Annotated in this window: 19 protein-coding genes; 8 read left to right on the top strand and 11 right to left on the bottom strand. The window is 38.4% G+C overall.

Annotated features, from left to right (window positions below; all coding sequences use genetic code 11):
• Positions 1-15 precede the first annotated feature (15 nt).
• Positions 16-498, bottom strand: coding sequence for an MSMEG_0572/Sll0783 family nitrogen starvation response protein (locus ACZ8ZH_RS13080; RefSeq protein ID WP_004638761.1), 483 nt, complete (start codon positions 496-498; stop codon positions 16-18).
• 232 nt (positions 499-730) lie between these two features.
• Here ACZ8ZH_RS13080 and ACZ8ZH_RS13085 point away from each other — a divergent pair, with 232 nt between their 5' ends.
• Positions 731-2,641: a sigma 54-interacting transcriptional regulator gene (locus tag ACZ8ZH_RS13085; protein WP_119064286.1), complete on the top strand. Its 1,911-nt coding sequence runs from the start codon at positions 731-733 to the stop codon at positions 2,639-2,641.
• Positions 2,642-2,690: 49 nt separating this feature from the next.
• Here the strand turns inward: ACZ8ZH_RS13085 and ACZ8ZH_RS13090 are convergent, their stop codons facing one another.
• Complete coding sequence (locus tag ACZ8ZH_RS13090) at positions 2,691-3,110, bottom strand: winged helix-turn-helix transcriptional regulator (RefSeq protein WP_119064284.1); 420 nt, start codon at positions 3,108-3,110, stop codon at positions 2,691-2,693.
• Positions 3,111-3,221: 111 nt separating this feature from the next.
• Here ACZ8ZH_RS13090 and namA point away from each other — a divergent pair, with 111 nt between their 5' ends.
• From namA to chrA, 3 genes are all read left to right on the top strand, one after another.
• Positions 3,222-4,298, top strand: coding sequence for an NADPH dehydrogenase NamA (namA, locus tag ACZ8ZH_RS13095; protein ID WP_119064282.1), 1,077 nt, complete (start codon positions 3,222-3,224; stop codon positions 4,296-4,298).
• A 654-nt stretch (positions 4,299-4,952) separates the two neighbouring features.
• Positions 4,953-5,873 (top strand): chromate resistance protein ChrB domain-containing protein, encoded by a 921-nt coding sequence (locus ACZ8ZH_RS13100; RefSeq protein ID WP_119064280.1) that lies wholly within the window; start codon positions 4,953-4,955, stop codon positions 5,871-5,873.
• 2 nt (positions 5,874-5,875) lie between these two features.
• Positions 5,876-7,228: a chromate efflux transporter gene (gene chrA / locus ACZ8ZH_RS13105; RefSeq protein ID WP_119064278.1), complete on the top strand. Its 1,353-nt coding sequence runs from the start codon at positions 5,876-5,878 to the stop codon at positions 7,226-7,228.
• Between the two features lie 745 nt (positions 7,229-7,973).
• Here the strand turns inward: chrA and ACZ8ZH_RS13110 are convergent.
• The 4 genes from ACZ8ZH_RS13110 to arsC form a co-directional block, all read right to left on the bottom strand.
• Positions 7,974-8,771: an undecaprenyl-diphosphate phosphatase gene (locus tag ACZ8ZH_RS13110; protein ID WP_110974947.1), complete on the bottom strand. Its 798-nt coding sequence runs from the start codon at positions 8,769-8,771 to the stop codon at positions 7,974-7,976.
• Positions 8,772-9,262: 491 nt separating this feature from the next.
• Positions 9,263-10,312: an ACR3 family arsenite efflux transporter gene (arsB, locus tag ACZ8ZH_RS13115; RefSeq protein ID WP_119064276.1), complete on the bottom strand. Its 1,050-nt coding sequence runs from the start codon at positions 10,310-10,312 to the stop codon at positions 9,263-9,265.
• Positions 10,313-10,423: 111 nt separating this feature from the next.
• On the bottom strand, positions 10,424-10,744 hold the full coding sequence (locus ACZ8ZH_RS13120) for a metalloregulator ArsR/SmtB family transcription factor (protein WP_086208593.1): 321 nt from the start codon (positions 10,742-10,744) through the stop codon (positions 10,424-10,426).
• Between the two features lie 34 nt (positions 10,745-10,778).
• Positions 10,779-11,213, bottom strand: a complete 435-nt coding sequence (gene arsC / locus ACZ8ZH_RS13125) for an arsenate reductase (glutaredoxin) (protein WP_110974949.1) — start codon at positions 11,211-11,213, stop codon at positions 10,779-10,781.
• Positions 11,214-11,383: 170 nt separating this feature from the next.
• On the opposite strand from arsC, the gene ACZ8ZH_RS13130 reads away from it, so the two are divergent.
• Entirely contained in the window at positions 11,384-11,461 is a 78-nt protein-coding gene (locus tag ACZ8ZH_RS13130; RefSeq protein ID WP_110974979.1) for an LPXTG cell wall anchor domain-containing protein, read from the top strand.
• A gap of 121 nt (positions 11,462-11,582) precedes the next feature.
• Here the strand turns inward: ACZ8ZH_RS13130 and ACZ8ZH_RS13135 are convergent, their stop codons facing one another.
• Complete coding sequence (locus ACZ8ZH_RS13135; protein ID WP_119064274.1) at positions 11,583-13,307, bottom strand: GMC oxidoreductase; 1,725 nt, start codon at positions 13,305-13,307, stop codon at positions 11,583-11,585.
• 111 nt (positions 13,308-13,418) lie between these two features.
• A complete protein-coding gene (locus ACZ8ZH_RS13140) occupies positions 13,419-14,864 on the bottom strand; it encodes a coniferyl aldehyde dehydrogenase (protein ID WP_086208596.1) in 1,446 nt (481 codons plus the stop codon).
• Positions 14,865-15,015: 151 nt separating this feature from the next.
• On the opposite strand from ACZ8ZH_RS13140, the gene ACZ8ZH_RS13145 reads away from it, so the two are divergent.
• On the top strand, positions 15,016-16,035 hold the full coding sequence (locus ACZ8ZH_RS13145) for an AraC family transcriptional regulator (protein WP_470247752.1): 1,020 nt from the start codon (positions 15,016-15,018) through the stop codon (positions 16,033-16,035).
• A gap of 68 nt (positions 16,036-16,103) precedes the next feature.
• Here the strand turns inward: ACZ8ZH_RS13145 and ACZ8ZH_RS13150 are convergent, their stop codons facing one another.
• Both ACZ8ZH_RS13150 and ACZ8ZH_RS13155 read right to left on the bottom strand, forming a co-directional pair.
• Positions 16,104-16,913, bottom strand: a complete 810-nt coding sequence (locus ACZ8ZH_RS13150; RefSeq protein ID WP_228146971.1) for a transporter — start codon at positions 16,911-16,913, stop codon at positions 16,104-16,106.
• 209 nt (positions 16,914-17,122) lie between these two features.
• Complete coding sequence (locus tag ACZ8ZH_RS13155) at positions 17,123-18,151, bottom strand: IS701 family transposase (RefSeq protein WP_086197162.1); 1,029 nt, start codon at positions 18,149-18,151, stop codon at positions 17,123-17,125.
• 571 nt (positions 18,152-18,722) lie between these two features.
• Here ACZ8ZH_RS13155 and ACZ8ZH_RS13160 point away from each other — a divergent pair.
• On the top strand, positions 18,723-19,967 hold the full coding sequence (locus ACZ8ZH_RS13160) for an OmpP1/FadL family transporter (RefSeq protein WP_470247753.1): 1,245 nt from the start codon (positions 18,723-18,725) through the stop codon (positions 19,965-19,967).
• Between the two features lie 329 nt (positions 19,968-20,296).
• The gene (locus tag ACZ8ZH_RS13165; RefSeq protein ID WP_279698754.1) at positions 20,297-21,454 is read left to right on the top strand and encodes an OmpP1/FadL family transporter; all 1,158 of its coding nucleotides are present in this window, start codon (positions 20,297-20,299) and stop codon (positions 21,452-21,454) included.
• Between the two features lie 80 nt (positions 21,455-21,534).
• On the opposite strand, the gene thrH is transcribed toward ACZ8ZH_RS13165, so the two are convergent.
• On the bottom strand, positions 21,535-22,152 hold the full coding sequence (gene thrH, locus ACZ8ZH_RS13170) for a bifunctional phosphoserine phosphatase/homoserine phosphotransferase ThrH (protein ID WP_005399989.1): 618 nt from the start codon (positions 22,150-22,152) through the stop codon (positions 21,535-21,537).
• Between the last annotated feature and the right edge of the window lie 126 nt (positions 22,153-22,278).

The raw sequence follows: 22,278 nt of genomic DNA on the forward strand, positions 1-22,278 counted from the left end.
TTTTTTCTTAAATACTTAAACAGTCCACGTATCAATAATTAATGCATTGTCACGGCGCATCAAAAGTTTCAGATCCATCACATCGAGAGGATTAATCGGACGAATTCCCTCCATTAAAGCTTTTTCAGTTTGTCCATAAAGTGCTTGCAAGGCGAAACGACAGGCATAGACTTCACCGCCTTCTGCCATAAATGCTTTTAATTGATTATTGACCGCCAAATGTCCTGGGAATGCTTCTGCACCCAATGTTGGAAATCCACGTTGTACCCCCAACTGCACACCCGGACCGTACAGCAAAATTTTGGTTTCAAAGCCTTTGCGTAATAATCGTTTTGCTTGTAAGACATTGACCAAACCAATAGAGCCTTCAAAGGCAACGGTATGGAACGTCACCAATGCTTTTTCACCCGGCTGAGCTTTTACATCCTCAAATACCTTTTCTTCATAATCGACAAGAAAATCACCATCTTTGTATTGTTCAATATCTACTTTAGGCATAGCCGTTCCTCATATCTACGGTTTCAATTCAACCAACTGTTTTGGTCTATCCGTGTTATTGCGAGAGCCATGCCAACATGATTAAAATGCTGTTTTAAAATTTTTATATTATTGAAAAATATATTTTTATTATTTATTTAAGGGCGCTTTATAAAAATAAGAATGTGTTGAATAACTACGGTTTTTCGTAGTATTATGGAATTTCATAGTCAAGATTACGATTTTTCATAGCATGAATAATATCGACTTTATTTCTGATTGGGCGTCTTCTGAAGATTCAATTCGTCCGCTTGCTTTTGAGCATACCTCTCAAGCGTTAATCGTGATCGACCCACATCAAAATCGCTTTATTGATCTAAATATTAGCGCGTCTCAATTATTACGCTATGAACGACATGAATTGATTGCAAAAACAGTTACTTCTGTTTTTGGACACATCAATCAATTGCCACATCTCATGGCATTTACAGATGAAGCGCTCAGTAAGGGTTATGCTTGGAACAATGAGCTATATGCTTTTGATAAAGAACATGAAAAAATACAACTCGATGTCACCGCCATTCGTCTGCCTTATAAAAATAAAAATCTACTCATTTGGTCATTGGTCGATGTCAAAGATCTAGAATTACGCCAATTTAACAAAAATGCGGACAAGGTCATTCGTGCAGGGCTAAAAGAATGGCAAGCCTTACAAGAGCTGTTTATTGACTCAGATACAGGCAAACATTTATTACTCAGTTCCGTTGGTGATGGTATTTACAGTATTAATAAGCAAGGACTATGTACCTTTATTAATCCTGTTGGTGCAAAAATGCTTGGCTTACAACCCGAAGATGTGCTTGGTAAAAATATTCATAAAGTTCATCATCATACCCATGAAAATGGAACACACTACCCTGTTGAAGATTGTCCAATTTATGCTGCGGTGCATGATGGTATTGTTCATGAAGGCATCCAAGAGGTTTTCTGGCGACGTGATGGTAGCTATTTTCCAGTCGAATTTACCAGTACACCGATTATCCGTGATAGTGAAATCATTGGTGCTGTGGTGGTTTTCCGAGATATTAGCGATCGTTTAAATACTGAAAAACAGCTCACCCATGCGCTAGAGGAATTACAAGATTTTAAAAGCCGCCTAGAGCAACAAAATGAATACCTACAAGAAGAGATTTTACAAGAAAATCAATATCATGAAATTGTAGGCAATAGCCCTGCTATTCTACAGATTATTGAAAAAATAAAAGTGGTTGCACCCACTGATGCCAATGTCATGATCTACGGAGAATCAGGAACAGGTAAAGAGCTGATTGCACGTGCTATCCATCAATCCAGTCACCGTAAACAGCATCCGCTCATTCGTGTGAACTGTGCGGCAATCCCCTCTGAATTATTTGAAAGTGAATTTTTCGGACATGTAAAAGGGGCTTTTACAGGCGCAGTTCGTGATCGGGCTGGACGCTTTGAACTCGCCGATCAAGGGACTTTATTTTTAGATGAGATTGGTGAAATCCCACTTGAATTACAAAGTAAATTACTCCGAGTCTTGCAGGAAGGGACTTTTGAAAGAATTGGCGAAGAGAAAACACGGCAGGTTGATGTCAGAATTATTGCCGCCACCAATCGAAAATTAAAAGAAGAAGTGAAGCTTAAAAACTTCCGTGAAGATTTATATTTCCGTCTGAATGTATTCCCAATTCATTCTCCTGCATTACGCGAACGTAAACAGGATATTCCCTTACTAGTCTCGCACTTTACCAAGCTGATTAGCGAAAATCGTAAAGTGCCTTATTTACCTTTTTCACAAAAACATATCCTCGAACTGCAACGCTATGACTGGCCGGGTAATATTCGTGAATTACAGAATGTATTGGAACGTGCATTAATCACTGCCAAACACGGGGCTGTTTCTTTTCAATATCTGCTTGAACAAGAACCATCTCAGACCGTACAGCACAATCAAGCCGCAGCAATCGAACAAGTCCTGACAATACAACAGCTTAAACAGTTAGAAATGACAAATCTTCAACTGGCAATCAAACAATGTGAAGGTAAAATTTTTGGTGATGATGGCGCAGCTAAACAGTTAGGCATTAATCCCACCACATTGATTTCAAAATTAAAAAAACTAGGGATTGAGTATTGAGCTGTGTTGGCTCAAATATGCTTGTTCAAACCATCATCAAAGCTTGTGTTTACTCACCCAATTCATCCAAAACTTCAGTTTTGGCAAACATCTCTTTTAGCGCATCCAAATCTTCATCAATCGCTGTTTTCATCCCTCGCCTTTCTAACCATTTTCTGCCCCAAAGACTCAGTTCCATAATTAAATGCTGTAATTCCTTCCCTTCATCACTTAATGAATATTCAACTTTTGGAGGGACTACAGGATAAACGTGGCGGATCACCAGTCCATCTTCTTCAAGTTCACGTAATTGTTTGGTCAGTAAACGCTGATTAATACTCACTAAATGACGCTGCAACTCGCTAAAGCGTAAAGTCCCATCCTTAAACAGATGAAATAAAATTACACCCTTCCACTTTCCACCCAAAATATGCAGTGCTGCCTCCATCGAACAGCCCGGAGCAGAATCATAATTACGCAGTTTTTTCATAGCAGTTAAAGTTACCTTTTGGTAAGTATGAGAATTTTTTTAGCGTATAAACACAAAAAAACAGTATGTATCATCACCTCACCAAAGTAAAACAGATTCTTGGAGAGGACGATGTCCGCACTGTTATTCCAACCGATTACCATCCGCAATACTGAATTTAAAAACCGTATTGCCATGTCTCCAATGTGTATGCACTCTGCTACATCTGACGGGCATAGCACTGATTTTCATATCGTGCATTATGGCGCACGTGCTTTAGGTGGTGCAGGGCTCATCATGCTAGAAACTGCTTCTGTACTACCCAATGGCCCGATCGGCCCTGGCGATTTAGGCATCTGGAAGGATAGTCATATTGAAAGCTTGGCTCGAGTGGTCGATGTAATTCACCGCTTTGGTGCTAAAGCAGGTGCTCAACTCGGTCATGCAGGTCGTCAACTGGGGATTGATTTACCCTCAATTGCCCCTTCTGCCATTCCGTTTACTGCTGAATCGCGTGTTCCACATGAGATGAGTATTGAACAAATCAAAGAAGTGGTTGAAGCATTTCGTTTAGGTGCAGCAAGAGCAAAAAAAGCCGGCTTTGATGTAATTGAAATTCACTGCGCACATGGTTATTTACTCAATGAATTTTTATCACCACTTGCGAATAAACGTACTGATCTTTACGGTGGTAGTCATGAAAACCGCTATCGTATCGTTCGAGAAGTGATTGATGCGGTTCGCAGTGAATGGGATGGCCCTTTATTCTTACGAATTTCTTCAACCGACTATGTTGAAGGTGGCAATACACCCCAAGATTTTCTAATTTATGGTCAATGGATGAAAGAACAGGATATTGATTTAATTGATTGTTCGTCAGGTGGTATTGCGATGATTCCAGTCAATACTTACCCGAATTACCAAGTGCCTGCGGCTGAATTATTGCGTAAAGAACTTAAGATCATGACGGGTGCTGTGGGTTTGATTGAAACTGGTCGTCAAGCTGAAGAGATTCTACAAAATGGTCGTGCAGATATTGTTCTAGTTGGTCGTGAGATGTTAAAAGACCCGTTCTGGGCACGTACAGCAGCAGACGAGCTAAAAACTGCAATTACAGTTCCCTCTCAATATACCCGTTATGGTTCAGCTTGGCAGCGCACAATGCCAAAACCAGAAGTAGTGCCATTAACTGAAACAGTTGAACAATAAATATTGCTAAGATGAAGGGAAAACATTTCCCTTCATTTCCCTATTCACTTGCAGTTTTGCATATTGATAGTAAAAGCTTAGATTCAAAATTTAAAGAATATCAACACAATAAGACAAGTAACACTCAAGTACTTGAAGATATGCTCTTACAGCCTCCAATTCCAATAAAAACATAGTGCTCAATCACGTAGCGAAATCCTATGGCGTATAGCCTTTAAAATTTAGTCTATTAATTTCATCAAAAAAGAAGGTGCTATCTTAGAATAAGATGAAAATTTACTGAACAATAAAATGAACAACTCAAATGTGATCATGCAATTAGCATGAAAAACTTGAATGATAGCTGATCGTTTACATCACCATTTAGGTTTAAACAACCAAATGAAATGAATCAAACCTTGGATTGTAAACCGATCGTCTATAAGCATCAAAACTTCATCAGCCATTACGAGCTCTGTGTTGCTATCTCTCATTTACCTGAAAATAAATCCCATTTTGTCAGTTAAATTTGAATATGTTAGCTCCACCAGTGGCTTGTAAATATTTGTGCAACAAAACAAGGCTATATTCATTTTATAGATATTTTTTGCAGAAATTATGATCTAAACAATCAAAAAATATAATATACTTAACAAAATATGTTGAGTATATAACATGAAAATATCCTTACTCATATCCTCACTTCCTACACAGAACACAACCACACGCATGAGAGTATGGCGATCGCTGAAGGCAAGTGGGGCCGCAACCCTTAGAGATGGCGTCTATATCCTCCCTATGGCTCATAGCGACAAATTTGATCCTATCGTTCATGATGTTGTTTCAGAGCAAGGAACGGCCTATGTATTTAACGCTGAGTCGGTTGCAAATTTGGATATTGTGACTATTTTCAGTCGAAAAGAAGAATATGATGCTCTTTATAAACAATTAATAGAGTTAAAAGATCGCTTAACTCAAGATGAAAAGAAAGAGTTACTCAAGCAAGTTCGTAAACTCAGAAAAGGGATCAATGCACTTGTAGATATTGACTATTATCCAGATGAGACTCAAGCACAGGTCCTCAATGAACTTTCATTATTGGAACTCGCAATTGCACGTCTAGGTGAAGTCAATGAACCCAAAGCAAGACAAGCCTACATTCAAGTCTTAAACAAAGCGAACTATCAGAATCAATGTTGGGCAACCCGACAAAGACCTTGGATTGATCGCTTAGCTTCTGCATGGCTAATTAAGACTTTTATTGACGCCACACCTACATTTATTTGGTTAGAGCATCCAACTGACTGCCCAGAACACGCATTAGGATTCGATTTTGATGGCGCAAGATTCAGCCACATCAATCACTGGGTCACCTTTGAAGTGCTTTTACATAGTTTTAATTTAGAAACACCAGCACTCCAAAAAATTGCTGAAATTGTGCATTACCTTGATGTGGGTGGGATTGAACCGCCTGAAGCAATAGGGATTGAAAAAGTCATGCAAGGTCTTCGAAGCCAAATAAACAATGATGACCAACTATTTGAATTATCTAATCATATATTTGATGGCTTATACGCCAACCTATCCAGAGAATAATCATGCAACACGAACAGATTCCCTCCCCAGAAACAGACATCCAAACTGTTTCATTTTGGCAAGCCTTTCTGTTTTGGCTTAAATTGGGGTTTATTAGTTTTGGGGGACCCGCAGGTCAAATCGCGGTCATGCACCAAGAACTGGTTGAACAAAAGCGTTGGATTTCAGAGAAGCGATTTTTGCATGCACTTAACTATTGTATGCTCTTACCAGGCCCTGAAGCACAACAATTAGCAACTTATATCGGTTGGTTAATGCATAGAACCGTCGGTGGTTTAGTTGCTGGGATTCTTTTTGTACTACCATCGCTATTTATTTTAATTGGTCTTTCATGGGTTTATGTGAAATTTGGTGATGTACCCATTATTGCTGGCCTCTTTTACGGCATTAAACCTGCTGTTGTTGCTATTGTTTTTCATGCGACGCATCGAATCGGCAGCCGATCACTTAAAAATAAATTCTTATGGCTGATTGCAGCTCTTTCATTTATTGCTATATTTTTCTTCAACTTACCCTTTCCTTTAATTGTGCTCTCTGCCGCAATCATTGGTTATCTAACCAGTAAAAAATATCCAAACCTATTTTCTAGTGGAAACGCACACCAGCAAAGTAAAAAAGATTATGGTCGTGCTTTAATTGATGATGATACTCCTACACCTGAACATGCAATCTTTAGCTGGAAACGTTTGGGCAGTATTCTGCTCATTGGTGGTCTACTGTGGTTTATTCCAATCCTGAGCCTAAGCTTAACGCTGGGATGGGATCATACTTACACCCAAATGGCTTGGTTCTTCACTAAAGCAGCCCTGCTCACCTTTGGTGGTGCCTATGCAGTATTGCCTTATGTTTATCAGGGTGCTGTGAGCTATTACAGCTGGTTAAGTCCGACTCAAATGATAGATGGTTTAGCACTAGGTGAAAGTACGCCGGGTCCTTTAATTATGGTTGTCGCATTTGTTGGATTTTTGGGAGCATTTAACCAAGCACTCTTAGGCTCAGATCATCTATTCTTAGCAGGAGCTATTGGAGCAACGCTTGTCACTTGGTTTACTTTCCTTTTTTCTTTTGTTTTTATCTTGGCTGGGGCACCGATTATCGAATCAACACATAATGAGCTTAAATTTACAGCCCCGTTAACTGCAATTACAGCGGCTGTGGTTGGTGTGATTCTAAACCTTGCCCTATTTTTTTCTTATCATGTACTTTGGCCAACAGGATTTAACGGCTCTTTTGATGTTGTTGCTGCACTAATTGCATTTGCAGCCCTGATTGGACTGTTCTATTTTGAGCTTAAAGTCATGTATGTCCTAGCAGCTTCAGCGTTAATTGGCTTGCTTTGCTTTACATTTCTTTAATGCATTTAGACTGAATAAATGTGATCTTTTGTGGGATTCAATGCAATCAATCCCACAAAACTTTTTATATCCTCATCACTGCTACGGATATACAGCAACTTCATTTTAGTAGCTCTCTTTCTCGTCCTTAGTTTTTCAACACGCTTCCAAGATAATAAAGCTCATCTCCATGTCTGCTCATAACTCAGTCATGATTTGTTTTATAGAACCATTTTTCCCATTGCTGAATTAGCCTTACGCATGGCGGAAACTCCTTTTCAATAAGGACAATTTCTTCCTTGGTAAACTTCGTCCCAAGCATGATTTCCCCCCAGTTAAGCAAACCTGGTATTCAACTTCGAACTTGAACTAAAGCTATTTGAACAATATCACACTAGTTAGTGCTTTCTAAACAAAGCCTGACCCTCAAACGTTAAAACCCTATTATTTTTTATTCTCTTTCTTCACAGTAACTAACATTCTTAATAACACATCATCTCTCCCCCGACTGGGCTTTGGAACAGTGAGATACATAGCTCAAAAGTAAAGAAGATTAATATGAGAATTCTTAACTGATCAATATTGCCCTATTTACTAAGTTTTTCACTGTAGCTCAATCAAAGAATTGTTTTTATAAATTCGTGTTAAAACTCATTTTAGAAACACGACATCATGATTTTCAAAAATAATATTGAGTAAAAAAATTATCTCACTCTAATAAGAAAAGCAGCGAAATCGCTGCTTTTCTTTTAGGTATTTCTATGTTCTACAAAACAATTAAAATAATAATACCCAGTATGATCCTATACCAAGCAAAGACTCTCAAGGTATGTTTTTCAACAAACCGCACCAGTGCTTTGACAACAAATAATGCTGAAATAAACGCAGCAATAAAGCCCAACACAATACTGACCATGTTATCTTGAGTCAGCACATCTGCGTTACGGACTAAGTCAAATGTCGCAGCACCGAGCATCGTAGGCATCGCCAAAAAGAACGAAAACTCTGTCGCTGCTTTTCTAGAGAGCCCAGCAAACATACCACCGACAATGGTGGCACCAGAACGCGATGTACCTGGAATCATGGCAACGCATTGTGCACAGCCCACCAGCAGTGCCTGCTTAAAAGTAATCTGTGTGGCTTCTGTAGTTTTATGCTCAAATTGCTTTGATTCAACCCAAAAAATAATCAAGCCCCCAATAATCAAAGCAACAGCTACCACCATCGGGCTAAATAAAACCTGCTTAATAAAATCAACAGCAAACACACCAATAATGACCGCAGGGAAGAAAGCGATCATGACACTTGTTGCAAAGTGACGCGCTTCTCGATCACCACTAAAGAAGCCTTTTAATAAATCTAAAATTTTCTTGCGGTATAACCAACATACCGCAAGAATAGCCCCCAATTGAATTACGACTTCAAAAACTCGACCATCATCGGAATGGAAGTTAATGATATGCCCAAATAAAATCAAATGCCCTGTACTTGAAATAGGCAGGAACTCAGTCAGTCCCTCAATGAAGCCCAAGAAGAGCGCTTTTAAAAATTCAATGTTTTCCATGCTTTAACCAAATTAAAAATATTGTATTCATCATGCTTAATTGAATAGCCAAATAGGAAAAATCTACATTTCTTATTTAAAACATCAACCCATCAAGTCTAGTTCACCAGCATAAATAGCGACTATTTTAAAGTCGTAAATATTAATACAATCTTAAAAGTTTTAGATAGTGCGTTTGTTTATTTTAAAAGACTATTTTTTCTTCATTGTCCATGCGATAAAAAACACCAAAAAACTCTAATAAGTCAAACATATAAAAGGCGCCTTGCACTCTTTTATATGTTTGCTTAAACATGCCCTGTATTTCATCTATTCTGTATTTTTACGATTCTATATAAATAGCTTTCAACATCCGCATGAAAGTATTTCAACTAATGAATGCAACCATGTCATGTTGTCAGTCAACACTACAAAAGAGGACGGAAAGATCTAAACCACAGACTTACTCTCAATGAGGCTTATATATACAACCTGTTTGGGTCTTAGAATAATCAACCCATGACACCGTTTGAAAATACTTTTTGTCTTAACCGCAACGAAACGCCAACCAAAGCAATTAAAACAGGAACTTCAACCAAGGGGCCGATCACCGTAGTAAAAGCAACAGGCGATGCTAAACCGAAAGTGGCAATTGCAACAGCCAAAGCCAATTCAAAGTTATTACCAGCAGCAGTGAACGAGATAGCTGTAGTTTTCGGATAATCATTCCCCATCCATTTGCTCATAAAGAAGCTGATAAAAAACATCACAACGAAATAAATCGTCAAGGGAATAGCAATACGTAAAACATCCATCGGTAAGCTCACCACATCATGCCCTTTGAGGCTAAACATGGCTACAATCGTGAACAAGAGGGCCAGTAAACTTAAAGGACTAATTTTCGGTAAAAAAGTAGTTTGATACCACAACAAGCCTCTAGCTTTCACTAAAACCAAGCGCGTAATAAACCCGAGGAAGAATGGAATCCCCAAATACACCAGTACGGCATGGGTAATAGTCCAAAAATCAACATGAATCACCTGTCCCGCAATGCCGAAATAAGGCGGTAAAAAACTCAGGAATAACCATGCGTAGGTACTAAAAAACAAAATTTGGAAAATACTGTTAAATGCAACCAAAGCGGCTACGTACTGATTATCTCCACAGGCCAAACCATTCCAAACCAAGACCATCGCAATACAACGAGCTAAACCAATCAAGATTAAACCTGTCATATATTCTGGATAGCTATGCAAAAAAAGAATAGCCAAAGCAAACATCAACACGGGAGCAATAATCCAGTTTTGAACCAACGATAGTATCAGTGTTTTCTTGTCTTTGAAGACGTCAGGGAGTGCTGCATAATCCACTTTTGCAAGCGGTGGATACATCATCAAAATCAATCCCATCGCAATAGGAATATTGACTGAATTTACACGCATGTTATCCAACGCTATAGAGGCTTGTGGGAAAAAAACACTTATAGCAATTCCCAACCCCATAGCGACAAAAATCCACAACGTCAAATTACGATCTATAAAAGACAACTTTTGCTGAACCATAATGTTCTCATTCAATCTCTGAATTTGTTGGATAAGCGCAATGGATTTTGTATCAGATACATGCGCTATATCTCTTAACAATCAAACATCTAAACGATGCTTCACCTATATTTACTCACAGCAACTCTGTGTAGCTCGTTCTTGTATAACTACAAACTGACTCGTTGGATGTGTAATCAAAATATTGAGAACCTCCTGACACCACATGGGTAATTGTGGATGGATACTGTAGTACACCCACTGACCTTGACGTCGATCTTGCAATAGCCCTGAAGAACGTAATAAAGCTAAATGTCGAGAAATTTTAGGCTGGCTAAGCTGTAATTTTTCAGTCAGGTCACAAACACATAACTCTTTATTCTTCGCGACTAAAGCCACAATATTAGAACGTGTTTCATCGGATAAGCATTTGAAAAAACTAACTTGATCCATTTTCATTTCTCTTTGATATATCCAAAATAAATTTCTAGTTCACACGTTGCCCATCTTGATCAATCACTTGCTCACCATCTTCTTTGCTAAACGCGCCCTTTTGTGGCCGGGGCAGAATTTCTAAAACCACTTCTGAGGGACGACTTAATCGGGTGCCTAATTCTGTCACCACAAAAGGACGATTAATTAAAATCGGATACTGAAGCATAAAATCTAACAATTGTTCCTCAGTCCAATCTTCACGCTCTAAGCTCAACTCACGATAAGGTTCAACATTCTGACGAATGGCTTCTCTAAGCTCTAAACCTGCATCTGATATGAGCTGAATGAGTTCTAGTTTCGATGGAGGTGTCAGCAAATATTCAATGATTTCAGGTTCAATTTGTGCATTACGAATGAGCGCTAATGTATTACGCGATGTCCCGCAGTCGGGGTTGTGATAAATCTTAACTTTTGATGTATTCGTCATGCCAACAAACTCTGCCTATCATTTCAGCACAGTTATATATGTATATTCATATATATGCAATTCCATATATAAAATATCTAACTAAATATAGAAATAAAACCATGCAAGTTGAATCATTTTTCAAGGTCCGTGTTAAAATAAGATTAAACCCAATTGTGTGAGGTCAAGCCATGGAAACCTTCATGATTCTGTTGATTTTAATGATTATTTTGATTTTACTGGTTATATTTTATAAAAAGAAAAAATGAGCCATGTTATTGGGATGCTCTAGTCTCAGTTGCACAATGAATCAACTTATCCAGTGTCTGTAAGAGAGCAAGCGCTCTCTTATTCAAAGTACAGACTAAATCACCTTACACCCACTAGTTATCAGTCATAGATAGGGCTTAATGCACTGGCTAAATCCCCTGTGCCTGTCAATGCAGATACTTGTCCATCCAAAGGCTGACTGAACTCGATACGCTGAATACAGGCTGCACGCTCAGCGGAGAATACAGGGATTTGACTCATGGCAAACTCAGACAATGAGGTAATAGTCAGAGAGGGATTCACACCTAAGTTGCCAGGTACGATTGAACCATCTATCACTCTTAAGTTTTGATAACCAAATACTTGACCCGTAAAGTCCACCACACCATTGTTACGATCATTCCCCATCGCCACACCACTCATAATATGTGCTGTCATCGGTGTCCCTAATAAAATTTCGGTCAATGCTGAACCTGGTTCACCGCCTAGCTTCTCAGAAAATAGCTTCGTAGCTTTTTCAGCCGCAGGAAAAGATACGGTGAGTGGCGTATCGTTTGGCTTTTGTACCGCACTAATGCCATTTCTAAACAAGCGATACCACTTTCTACGCCATTCTAGGTGAATAAAGGCTTCAGACTTCTGCATTACCAAGAGTAAAACTGAACTTCGGGCTTTCCCTTTTGGACGCAAAACTTTATAAGTTTTCAATGGATGCAACAGCGTATTGAGTAAAAATTTCACAATACGCATAAAGCCTTGTCCTGTAACCATCGGAACATAAGGCACATAAATCCAAGAGCCATCTGAACCTTCTGGAAAACGGGTCACTTCAATATTGGTATCTGCATCTACTGAAATGAACGAGCTGATCGCGACACCATCATCCAATTTTTCACGAGTATTGTTTGCTGTGGTCAGCGTTTCTGAATTGGTGCGAATTTCCTGCCCCAATAACGGTGAAATGTTTGGTAGTGTTTTATACTGATCACGCATTTTTAATAATAGCGGTACAGTCCCCATGACTCCCGCAGACAGCACCACACCTCGACTGCGTAAGCTATATTGACGAACTTGTTTTCCTAAGGTTTCTTTGACGATGATTTCATAACCTGCACGACCATCTTCACTTAAAGGAATGATCTTTAGAACTTCCGAACTAGGCCGGATTTCAACCCCATTACGCTCCGCAAAATACAGGTAATTTTTCATAAGCGTATTTTTCGCATTATTGCGACAGCCCAACATACAACTACCGCAGTAGTTACAAGTTTGGCGATCAGGTCCTGCACCATTGAAATAAGGGTCTTTGACCAGTTTTTGCTTTTTTCCGTCAGATTGTGGGAAGAACACCCCTGTATTTACTGTTTTAAATGAACGTGCATAACCCATTTCAGCTGCAACTTGCTTCAAAGTCTCATCAGCCACGTTAGTATAAGTATTATTGGCTGTACCTAACATGCGCTGTGCCAATCCATAAAAAGGCATTAGCGTTTCCTTCCAATCAGCACGAATCTTGGTCCATGCTACAGACTCAAATACCTCATCTGGTGGAATTAAATGCACATTGGCATAAATTTGTGACCCTCCACCAACACCAACGCCATGAATAATTGTGGTTTTATTGGTAAAAGTGAATTGTAATGTACCTTTAAACCCCAACTCAGGTACCCACAGATAATTTTTAGTATCTAAGTTCGTTTCAGGAAAATCTTGATCGCCTCGTCTCAAGCCCTTTTCTAAAATCAGAACCGTATTGCCTTTTTCACTCAAGCGTAATGCACTGACTGATCCACCGAAGCCCGAACCAATCACAATTTGGTCATAGTCAAAATCCTGATCATTCATCCTATTAACTCCTTTAATAGTTTTATTCTTTTGTTTTTAAATACAACGATCTCTTCGCTTCAAACTGTCCAGATTGAAGCGAATATGTGTATAAGTTTTAAACTGACTCGCTTATGACTTAATACGAATCAAAAGGTTCAATAACCAATTGGCAAATTTTCCATAAGGAGGAGCTAAAAACTTCAAACTCGAAAAACCCGCCTGATAAAACACAGGGCGCATTTTTGAAAAAGTCAAAAAGCCTTCATAACCGTGATAATGTCCCATCCCGCTGGCACCAACGCCACCAAACGGCAAGTCATGTTGTCCAACATGAAATAATGCATCATTGACCGAAACCCCGCCCGACATAACTCGGCTAATATAAAACTCAACTAATTTTTTATTATGACTAAATGGATAAAATGCCAATGGTCGATCACGCTGAATAATATAGTCCACGACCTCTTCAGGCTTTTGATAGGTTTTCACCATCAAGATTGGACCAAAAGTTTCGCGGGTATCAATTTCCATCCCATCATTACTGTTCAAGACCAAAGTCAGTGGAAACTTTCGCGTCGTAGCATCCGGTTCTTGTTGGTTCAAATTAATCAGACTTGCGCCCTTAGCTTCGGCATCTGCAAGTGTATGCACTAAGCGTTGGTAAGCACGCTCATCAATAACAGACGTATAGTCGTGACTATGAATATCTGGGACATGCGCTTTTACCCATGCCGTTGCCGTATGGATGAATGCTTGCAACTTCGTCTCATGTACAAAAACATAATCCACATTGGTACAGATTTGCCCCGCATTAAACTGTTTGACAAACAGAATCCGTTCGACCGCTTTTTCCATAGGGTACTCAGGATCAATCACCGCAGGGGATTTCCCCCCCAATTCCAAAGTCACAGGAGTCAAGTTTTGTGCTGCCGCAGCCATGACTTTACGCCCGGTTGCACCAGAACCTGTAAAGATCAAATGATCGAACGGAAGCTTTGAAAAAGCGATTCCCACCTCTCCGGTTTCATCGAAAATTTGCAATTTCTCAGCTTTAAAATATTTAGGGCTGAGCTCAATCAGTAGTTGGGCCAAATGCCTTGAATTTTCAGACATTTTGACCATAGCTGTATTACCTGCTGCAAATACCGCAGAGAGTTGAGAAAACATCAAATTAATCGGAAAATTCCACGGTACGATCACGCCAATCACACCCAATGGTTGTGGAATTACACGGTTCTTTGCACCAAAGTACAGGCTATGATCGACATGACGGCTTTGTACTTTGGTCCACTGTTTTAAGTGTTTGATACTTCCATTAATGTCATCAGTAACAGTAATAATTTCAGCCAATAACGTTTCATGACGTGAACGGTTACCATAATCCTGATTTAAAGCATCAATAATCGCTTCACGATGATTATTAATCAGCGCTTTTAAATTCAATAAGTGCTGTTTTCTTTGTGCAAGGGTTTCAATGCCTTGCTCAAGAAAGTGACTGCGCTGTAATTTGAAAGCATTGTGTAGTGTCTGTTCCATCACTGTTTGCTCGATATGAGACTGAGCCGTAAGTTGCATAAGCGTTCCTTATTAACAGCTAAAAAGTGGTGATTTACTGGTCGTCGATTAGGTTAAGCTGAACTCTCATCCTACTTTATCAAATTACTTGAAATTGGCTTGACTTTTTAGGACACTTATTTGATCTTTCAGGACAATATGGAACATTGTTATGGCCAGCTATATTCGTGCAGCCAGCCTTGGTGGATTTGAAGAACTCGTCCGAAGCTATGATGTAAATCCTATTGAAATTTTAAAAGACATTGGGATTTTACCTTCTTTACTTCGAGATCCCGATGCGTTTATTCATTATGATCATTATTTAAGTTTATTAGAAAAAGCAGCTTTCGTGTGCCAAGAAGAGTGCTTTGGCCTAAAACTCGGTGCACTGCAAAATATTAGTACTATTGGCTTAATTGGTGTGTACATGTCACGACAGCTAAGCATTTTGGAGGCGCTAAAAGTTGCCCAAAAATATGTTTACCTACATGCTGAAGGAATTGTATTTCAAGTAACCCGCTATAATGCGCAGACATGTAGACTCAACTTTGTCCGTCTAAATGACTACAACATCGACATGCCACAAAAGTCACAACTCGCAATTTGTCTAGTCAGCAATATTCTCAAGGATTTAATCGGGCCACCTTGGTATGCAGAAAAAATCTGCCTAAAACAAAGAGCACCTCAACACAGCGCGCATGTTTTTAAAGAACATTTTCCCTGTGAAGTTGAGTTTGAAAAAGATGAAGATGCTCTGTACTTCCCAGCAGCATTTTTAACGCTTAAACCCTATAATTTCAATGAAGATTTAGTCGATCAACTGATTCTACAGCGCCTTGAGATGCAAAGCAGTACCAAGGCAGATGATCAACCCCTTCTCATTGAAAGCTCCATTCGTATGTTAATGGCAACTGGTGATTGTAGTATTGAAAATATCGCATTGTGTCTGGGGATACATCCCAAAAAACTACAACGCACCTTAAAGCAACAAGGGACCAGCTATCGCGATTTGCTCGAAAATGTTCGTAAAAAAGAAGCTCTGCGCATGATTGACGCAGGTAATATTAGCTTAACAGACATAGCCTTACAGTTAGGCTATGCCGAGCTGTCAATTTTTAGTCGGAACTTTAAAAACTGGTTTGGCTATCCAGCAAATGAATGGAAAAATAAAGTGAGAAGTCATCTAGAATAACTTCTCACTTTCATTGGAATTCAAAATGAGTATGTGACAGGTTAACCCTACACATTAAAGTCCATTTTTTATTTTTTAGGGAAAACAAAAGAAGCAATCAATCGTGCTCCCCAACCTTTAGGGCTAGCATCATGATCATCCGCCCAATATCTCGCACCCGCACCAACACTGATCAACTGCCCATTTAGATTAATAACTTTTGTAACAGTAAGATTTACTGGCATTGTGGCCTCTTCAGAATTCCAATCATAGGTTGTTTCTGTATTTAGACCCACGGTCGTACTGTTCGGGTAGGTATAACTTACAAAAGGTTGCACAAAAGTACTACTGATGGCATCCACGTCATCATCATGTTCTACTCCCCAAATATGGTTTGCCAAAGCACCCACTGTCCAACCATGTGTTTGTTTCAAAATAACAAAAGTCGGTCCAAGTCCATATTGATCTGCACCCAAAGTTTTTTCTGAGGCTGTCGGAAGTAATATCGCTGGACCAACTCCCCAGGTAATTCCACTCTCAGAAGTTTTCGAAGGAGAGAAAAATAGACTTTGTACAATATCACCTACCCCCCAATCATCCTCAAGGTTTGATTCGTTATAGACTTGATAAGTCACAGGTAAAACTGTACGTGAAATCAAATTCCAATTTTCATTTAACTCAATCGGTATTACAGGCTGAATATTCAGTTGATAACGTTCAATATTCTCAGCTGCACCAATATTCTCATCGTAATTAAACTGAAAAGGTACGCTCACCAGATTTGCAACAGGATTTGACAATTGCTTTGCTAAATCTGCATCATCGGCAAAAGCTTGAGAGTTACAAAAGACACTGCATACCATTAAGGAAAGTAATATTTCTAGCTTTCTGTTTCTCATAGAAAAATGATTCATATACCGAATGCCCCTTTATAATTTATGGATATTATTGAGTTATAACAAATACTTGCTCTTTTTCTACTAACTACACTGACTCAACCAGCACATACGGCTCTTTGAATGAATATCAAAGCTTCCGTATCCCACTGATTAAATATGCCTAAATTTTTAATATTATAAATTTTGAATCTTATAGGACTTACGCACTATTACTTATAGATTCTCTGTGGTAGCAGATGATTTTTATCGAGAATAAAGTCATCAATGAAGTTTTTGATAATTGGTCTAAATAATTTCTTCTGCCAACGATATATATTTTCAAAGATCCGCTCAAACTGGTTCTTTTGTATCTCAACGTAGGCCATCAAGGCTGAAAAAATATGATTCAAAATCAGTTTAGATCGTCTTACTTGAAACTTTTCAATATGACAAACCTGTTTAATCACCCGGTGATATTGCTCTATTTTCCAATGACTTGAATGTAATTCATGAAAACCTTCAAAGGACAATAAATCATCTTCATCTTGATGCACAATATAAAACCTCTGCTGTTCTTTTAACTGAGTCTTAAATAATTGTACAAAGCCAAAATCTTTGAGCCAGATCACTTGACCCTGATGGAAATCTGGCAATAAGCGCAGTTGAAACCATTGTCCTTTTTCTGGGGAAACCTTACGGTTACAGTCGATACCAAACATAAATCGAATACCATATTTTCTTATGGTTTTTAGATTTCCAGTCGATGAATACCAACTATCACCTGTAATAAATTGAATCTTTGCACCCCAACTGAGTACTTCACTTAACATATCCATAAAGTAATCATTCTTGGTTTTACTTTCAGATTTGTCATAAATTCGGAAATTAATTGGAATATTTTGACCATTTCGATCTGTCGCATACAAGGTAATGAGATTAATACCCTTGACGGATCGGTGGTGTTTGCCTGACCAAAAATAGCTAACCAAGTCCATATGTTGACTATATGGTTTATCTAAAACAGTATCATCAATACTGACTATAAGTTTATTATTATCAATATGTTGAATTGATTCTTGATATAGGTCGTGAGGTGTGTAGTCTTCACGCTCTAGAAAGCGATTTACACTATCATGCGAGATATTATAAGTCTCGGCAAGTTGTGTGCAGCTAATAGAGTTCGGTTCTGTCATGAGAAAGCCCATATAAATGGGTAATGTACAAGTTGCTGTAGAAGCATGTTTAATTCGTCTGATCACAGATACTTTATAAAGTATTTTAATACTTTTTTGAATCCGTCAATGCGTAAGTCCTATCTTATTACTTTGCTTATTGGATTAAAGCTTAGTTTTTTATAGCACAATTCATAATAGCTGCAACAGTTTTTAACCTTGGTTTCATTATAGTAAATTGATTGCAGAAATAAGTGCTTAGTCCGTGTTTATATAAAAAGGCTTGAATCATAAATAATTTTTAGGTGAAACACATAAACATCAAATAAAAATCTGTATTTGGCGCCACGAAGCTTATTTATTTCTTATTTTTATGCTTATTTTTTAACCAAAAGAAAATTTTATATTTCAAATTATATATTTATATTTTTCATTAACTTAAGTTTAAAAAATATGTTTTTTTAGTATAAAAACTCTATTGTGATCACTTTTTGAACTGATTAGTTATATCTAGAGCATTTACTCTTATTTTAATTGTGCTATTTTTGTGACATGGAGTAACAAATGATTTCGGTAAAACGATTTCTCCAAAAGCCAAAAAACATAAACACAAAATGAGCAAAAACATTTGCATTTGCACCTCAAGGAAAGACGTAGAATGAAATTAAAGACATTAACGACAGCAATGATTTTAGCAACTGTACCAATGACGGGGGCATTTGCCGCTGCACTCGATCGTTCAGGTCAGTCTATCTCAGCATTCTTACAACCAGGCAACTACTTTGAAGCAGGTATTTCTGTATTAGATCCAGATGTATCTGGGAAGGCTATTTCAACTGCTGGTGGCGGCAATCTTTCTGACATGGGAGATGATTACTACTTCCCCTCAGCTGCTCTTAAATTACAAGTAACAGACCACTTCTCATTTGGTTTGATCTATGACCAACCATTTGGTGCTGATGCTGCATACTCAACAAGTGACCCACTTGTTGGTCTCAATACAGGTTTGTTACACTTAAACGGTGAAGCAACTGAAGTAGAAGTTGACACTCAAAGTTTGTCTATGATTTTTGGTTTCCAGCCAAATGAAAATTTCAACATTTATGCTGGTCCTGTTTATCAAACAATTAAAGGTAATGTTCAATTACGTGGTGCGGCATATGGTTCAGCTAACGGCCTTGGCTTATATAATGCTGATTTAGATGAAGATGGTGCAGTTGGCTGGTTAGCTGGCTTTGCTTATCAAATTCCTGAAATTGCTTTAAAAACATCTATCACTTATCGCTCTGAAATTGACCACAAAGCATCTGCTCGCGAATATGGTCAAAGTAACGTATTAGCATTTGTTGGCAGTAGCCCTGTTTACGATGTAGCAACAGATGCAAATATTACAACTCCCCAATCTGTTAACCTTGATTTCCAAACAGGGATCATGGCAAATACAGTTGCCTTTGCAAATGTACGTTGGGTGAATTGGAAAGACTTTTCTATTGACCTAAAACAATTCGGAACTGTTGCAGATACTCTAGGTGCGCTAGGCCAGACTCCAGACAACCCAAATGGCTTTGATATTGTTGGTTATACTGATGACCAATGGTCAGCAAACGTAGGTGTAGGCCGTAAATTTAATGATCTATGGGCAGGTAATATCTCTGTAGGTTGGGACTCTGGTGCAGGTAATCCTATATCAACTCTTGGCCCAACTGAAGGTTACTGGAATGTTGGCTTAGGACTTCAATATAGTCCAACACCTGCAACCTTTATCGCTGGTGGTGTTAAATACTTCTGGTTAGGCGATGCAAAAGCGCAAGTCGCATCTAACTTTGGATCAGATACTTATGTTGCAGAATTTAATGACAATGATGCTTTAGCTTATGGCTTAAAAATCGGTTACAAGTTCTAATTACTAATACTGAAAAAACCATCTGCAAAGATGGTTTTTTCATTTTCAACAATGACACCTACGCTCTTTTTTATACACTTGTGATTCATTTGAGCAACAAATAAACACTTAAACATTTTGCATAATATTCAATCAGCCACTCAGCATTTAAAAATAAATCCATATAAATCATAAAATTAATATTTTTTTTTAGTGTTTTTACTCTACACAAGTATATTTTTTAACTTTTCAGTTCATTTTACAACCGTAGTTGAGCATTTACTCTTTTTGTATTTATGTTACTTTTCGTGCCAATCACTTACATAAAGCTACAACAAGGAATGTTCCCTATGAAGCTTACAGCTCTTCGCTCGGCTATTTTGCTCAGCTTAATCCCAACAACTTCTGTCATAGCTGGCGGTCTAGATCGATCTGGGCAATCAATGTCTGCTTTTTTTCAATCGGGCAACTATGCTGAAGCTGGTTTTACAGTAATTGATCCAACTGTAGAAGGTACCTCTACAGTTGTTAAAGATGAAAAAATCAGTGATATGGGAGGTGATTACTACTTCCCTTCTGCAGCGATTAAAATACAGCCAACCGATAATATTTCACTAGGATTATTATATGATCAGCCTTTCGGTGCTGATGCAACCTACTCATCAACAGCAGGTACATTTGGTAATGGTACGGAAGGAACTTCTGTTGAAGTTGATACTCATAATCTAACAGCGCTGATTGGTTACCAACCCAACCAAAACTGGAATTTTTATGCAGGCCCCGTATATCAAACAGTTGAAGGAAAAGTTTCATTACGTGGTGCCGCATACGGTGGTACTCGTTTATTAGGTGGCTACGACATAGATCTCAAAGAAGATGATGCTTTCGGTTGGATCGCAGGTGCCGCATACTCTATCCCTGAAATTGCACTTAGAGCTGCTGTCACTTATCGCTCTGAAATCAAACATGAACTTGATACTTCAGAAACATTTGCCCTAGGTGCTGTTGTTCGTCCTAACTCAAACACAGAAGTTGTTACACCTCAGTCTGTAAACATTGATTTGCAATCAGGTGTCGCTAAAGATACTTTAGCTTTTGCAAATATTCGCTGGGTACATTGGGATCAATTTGCAGTTAAGCCAACATATTTAGCTGCTGCAACACAAGCTGCAAGAGGTAAAGCACAAAATCTAATCGACTATTCAGATGATCAGTGGTCTATTACAACAGGTCTTTCTCATAAGTTTAATGATAAATGGGCTGGTTCAGCTTCTGTTGGTTATGACTCTGGAGCAGGTAACCCTGTTACGACACTTGGCCCTGTAGAAGGAAACTGGAGTATTGGATTAGGCGCTCAATATAGCCCTGCACAAAGCTATTTCATTGCTGCTGGCGTACGTTACCTATGGTTAGGTGATGCAGATGCACAAACAGGTGGGAATGTTGTTGGTAGCTTTGAAGATAACAGCGCCCTTGCATATGGTATGAAAATTGGCTATCGCTTTTAATTAATCTATGTTAACTAACATTGAATTCAATGAAAAATGGCGCTAATTGCGCCATTTTTTATTATTTTAAAATCAATATATTAAGCAGGAATATCACGAACTGAAGCATTACGAATTGCCTCTTTTAAAGCTGCATAACCATGAATTGCAGGGAATTGTGGGAATTCTTTAATCACGTTTTCTGGTGCATCAAACAAAAAACCTTTATCCGCTTCACCCAGCATAGTGGTGTCATTATAAGAATCACCTGCGGCAATCACACGGTAATTTAGTCCATGCAATGCTTTAACTGCTTCACGTTTTTGGTCAGGTTGGCGCAGCTTATAGGTTGTAATCATACCCTTTTCATCAGTCTCTAACTTATGACAAAAAATCGTTGGCCAGCCCAGCTGTTTCATTAATGGGTGCGCAAACTCATAGAAAGTGTCTGACAAAATAATCAACTGAAAGTGTGTGCGTAACCATTCAACAAATTCTTTCGCACCTGGAAATGGCCCCATTTCGGCAATCACTTCTTGAATATCATTTAAACCTAAACCATGTTCTTTTAATATATTCAAACGCTGCGTCATGAGCACATCATAATCAGGAATATCACGTGTGGTTGCTTCAAGCGCTTTAATGCCTGTTTTTTTAGCAAAGTTAATCCAAATCTCTGGAACTAACACCCCTTCTAGATCAAGGCAAACAACTTCCATGAATACTCCCTTTTATTTACGTGGAAAAATTTTGAACTATCATAGCTTAATATTTGTCTAATGCATTGCTGTTTTTTAAATCTATTTTTTTCATAAGCATTTATTTTTTAGTGATAAGTGGCTTAT

The organism is Acinetobacter sp. SW-226 (genome assembly GCF_055632855.1).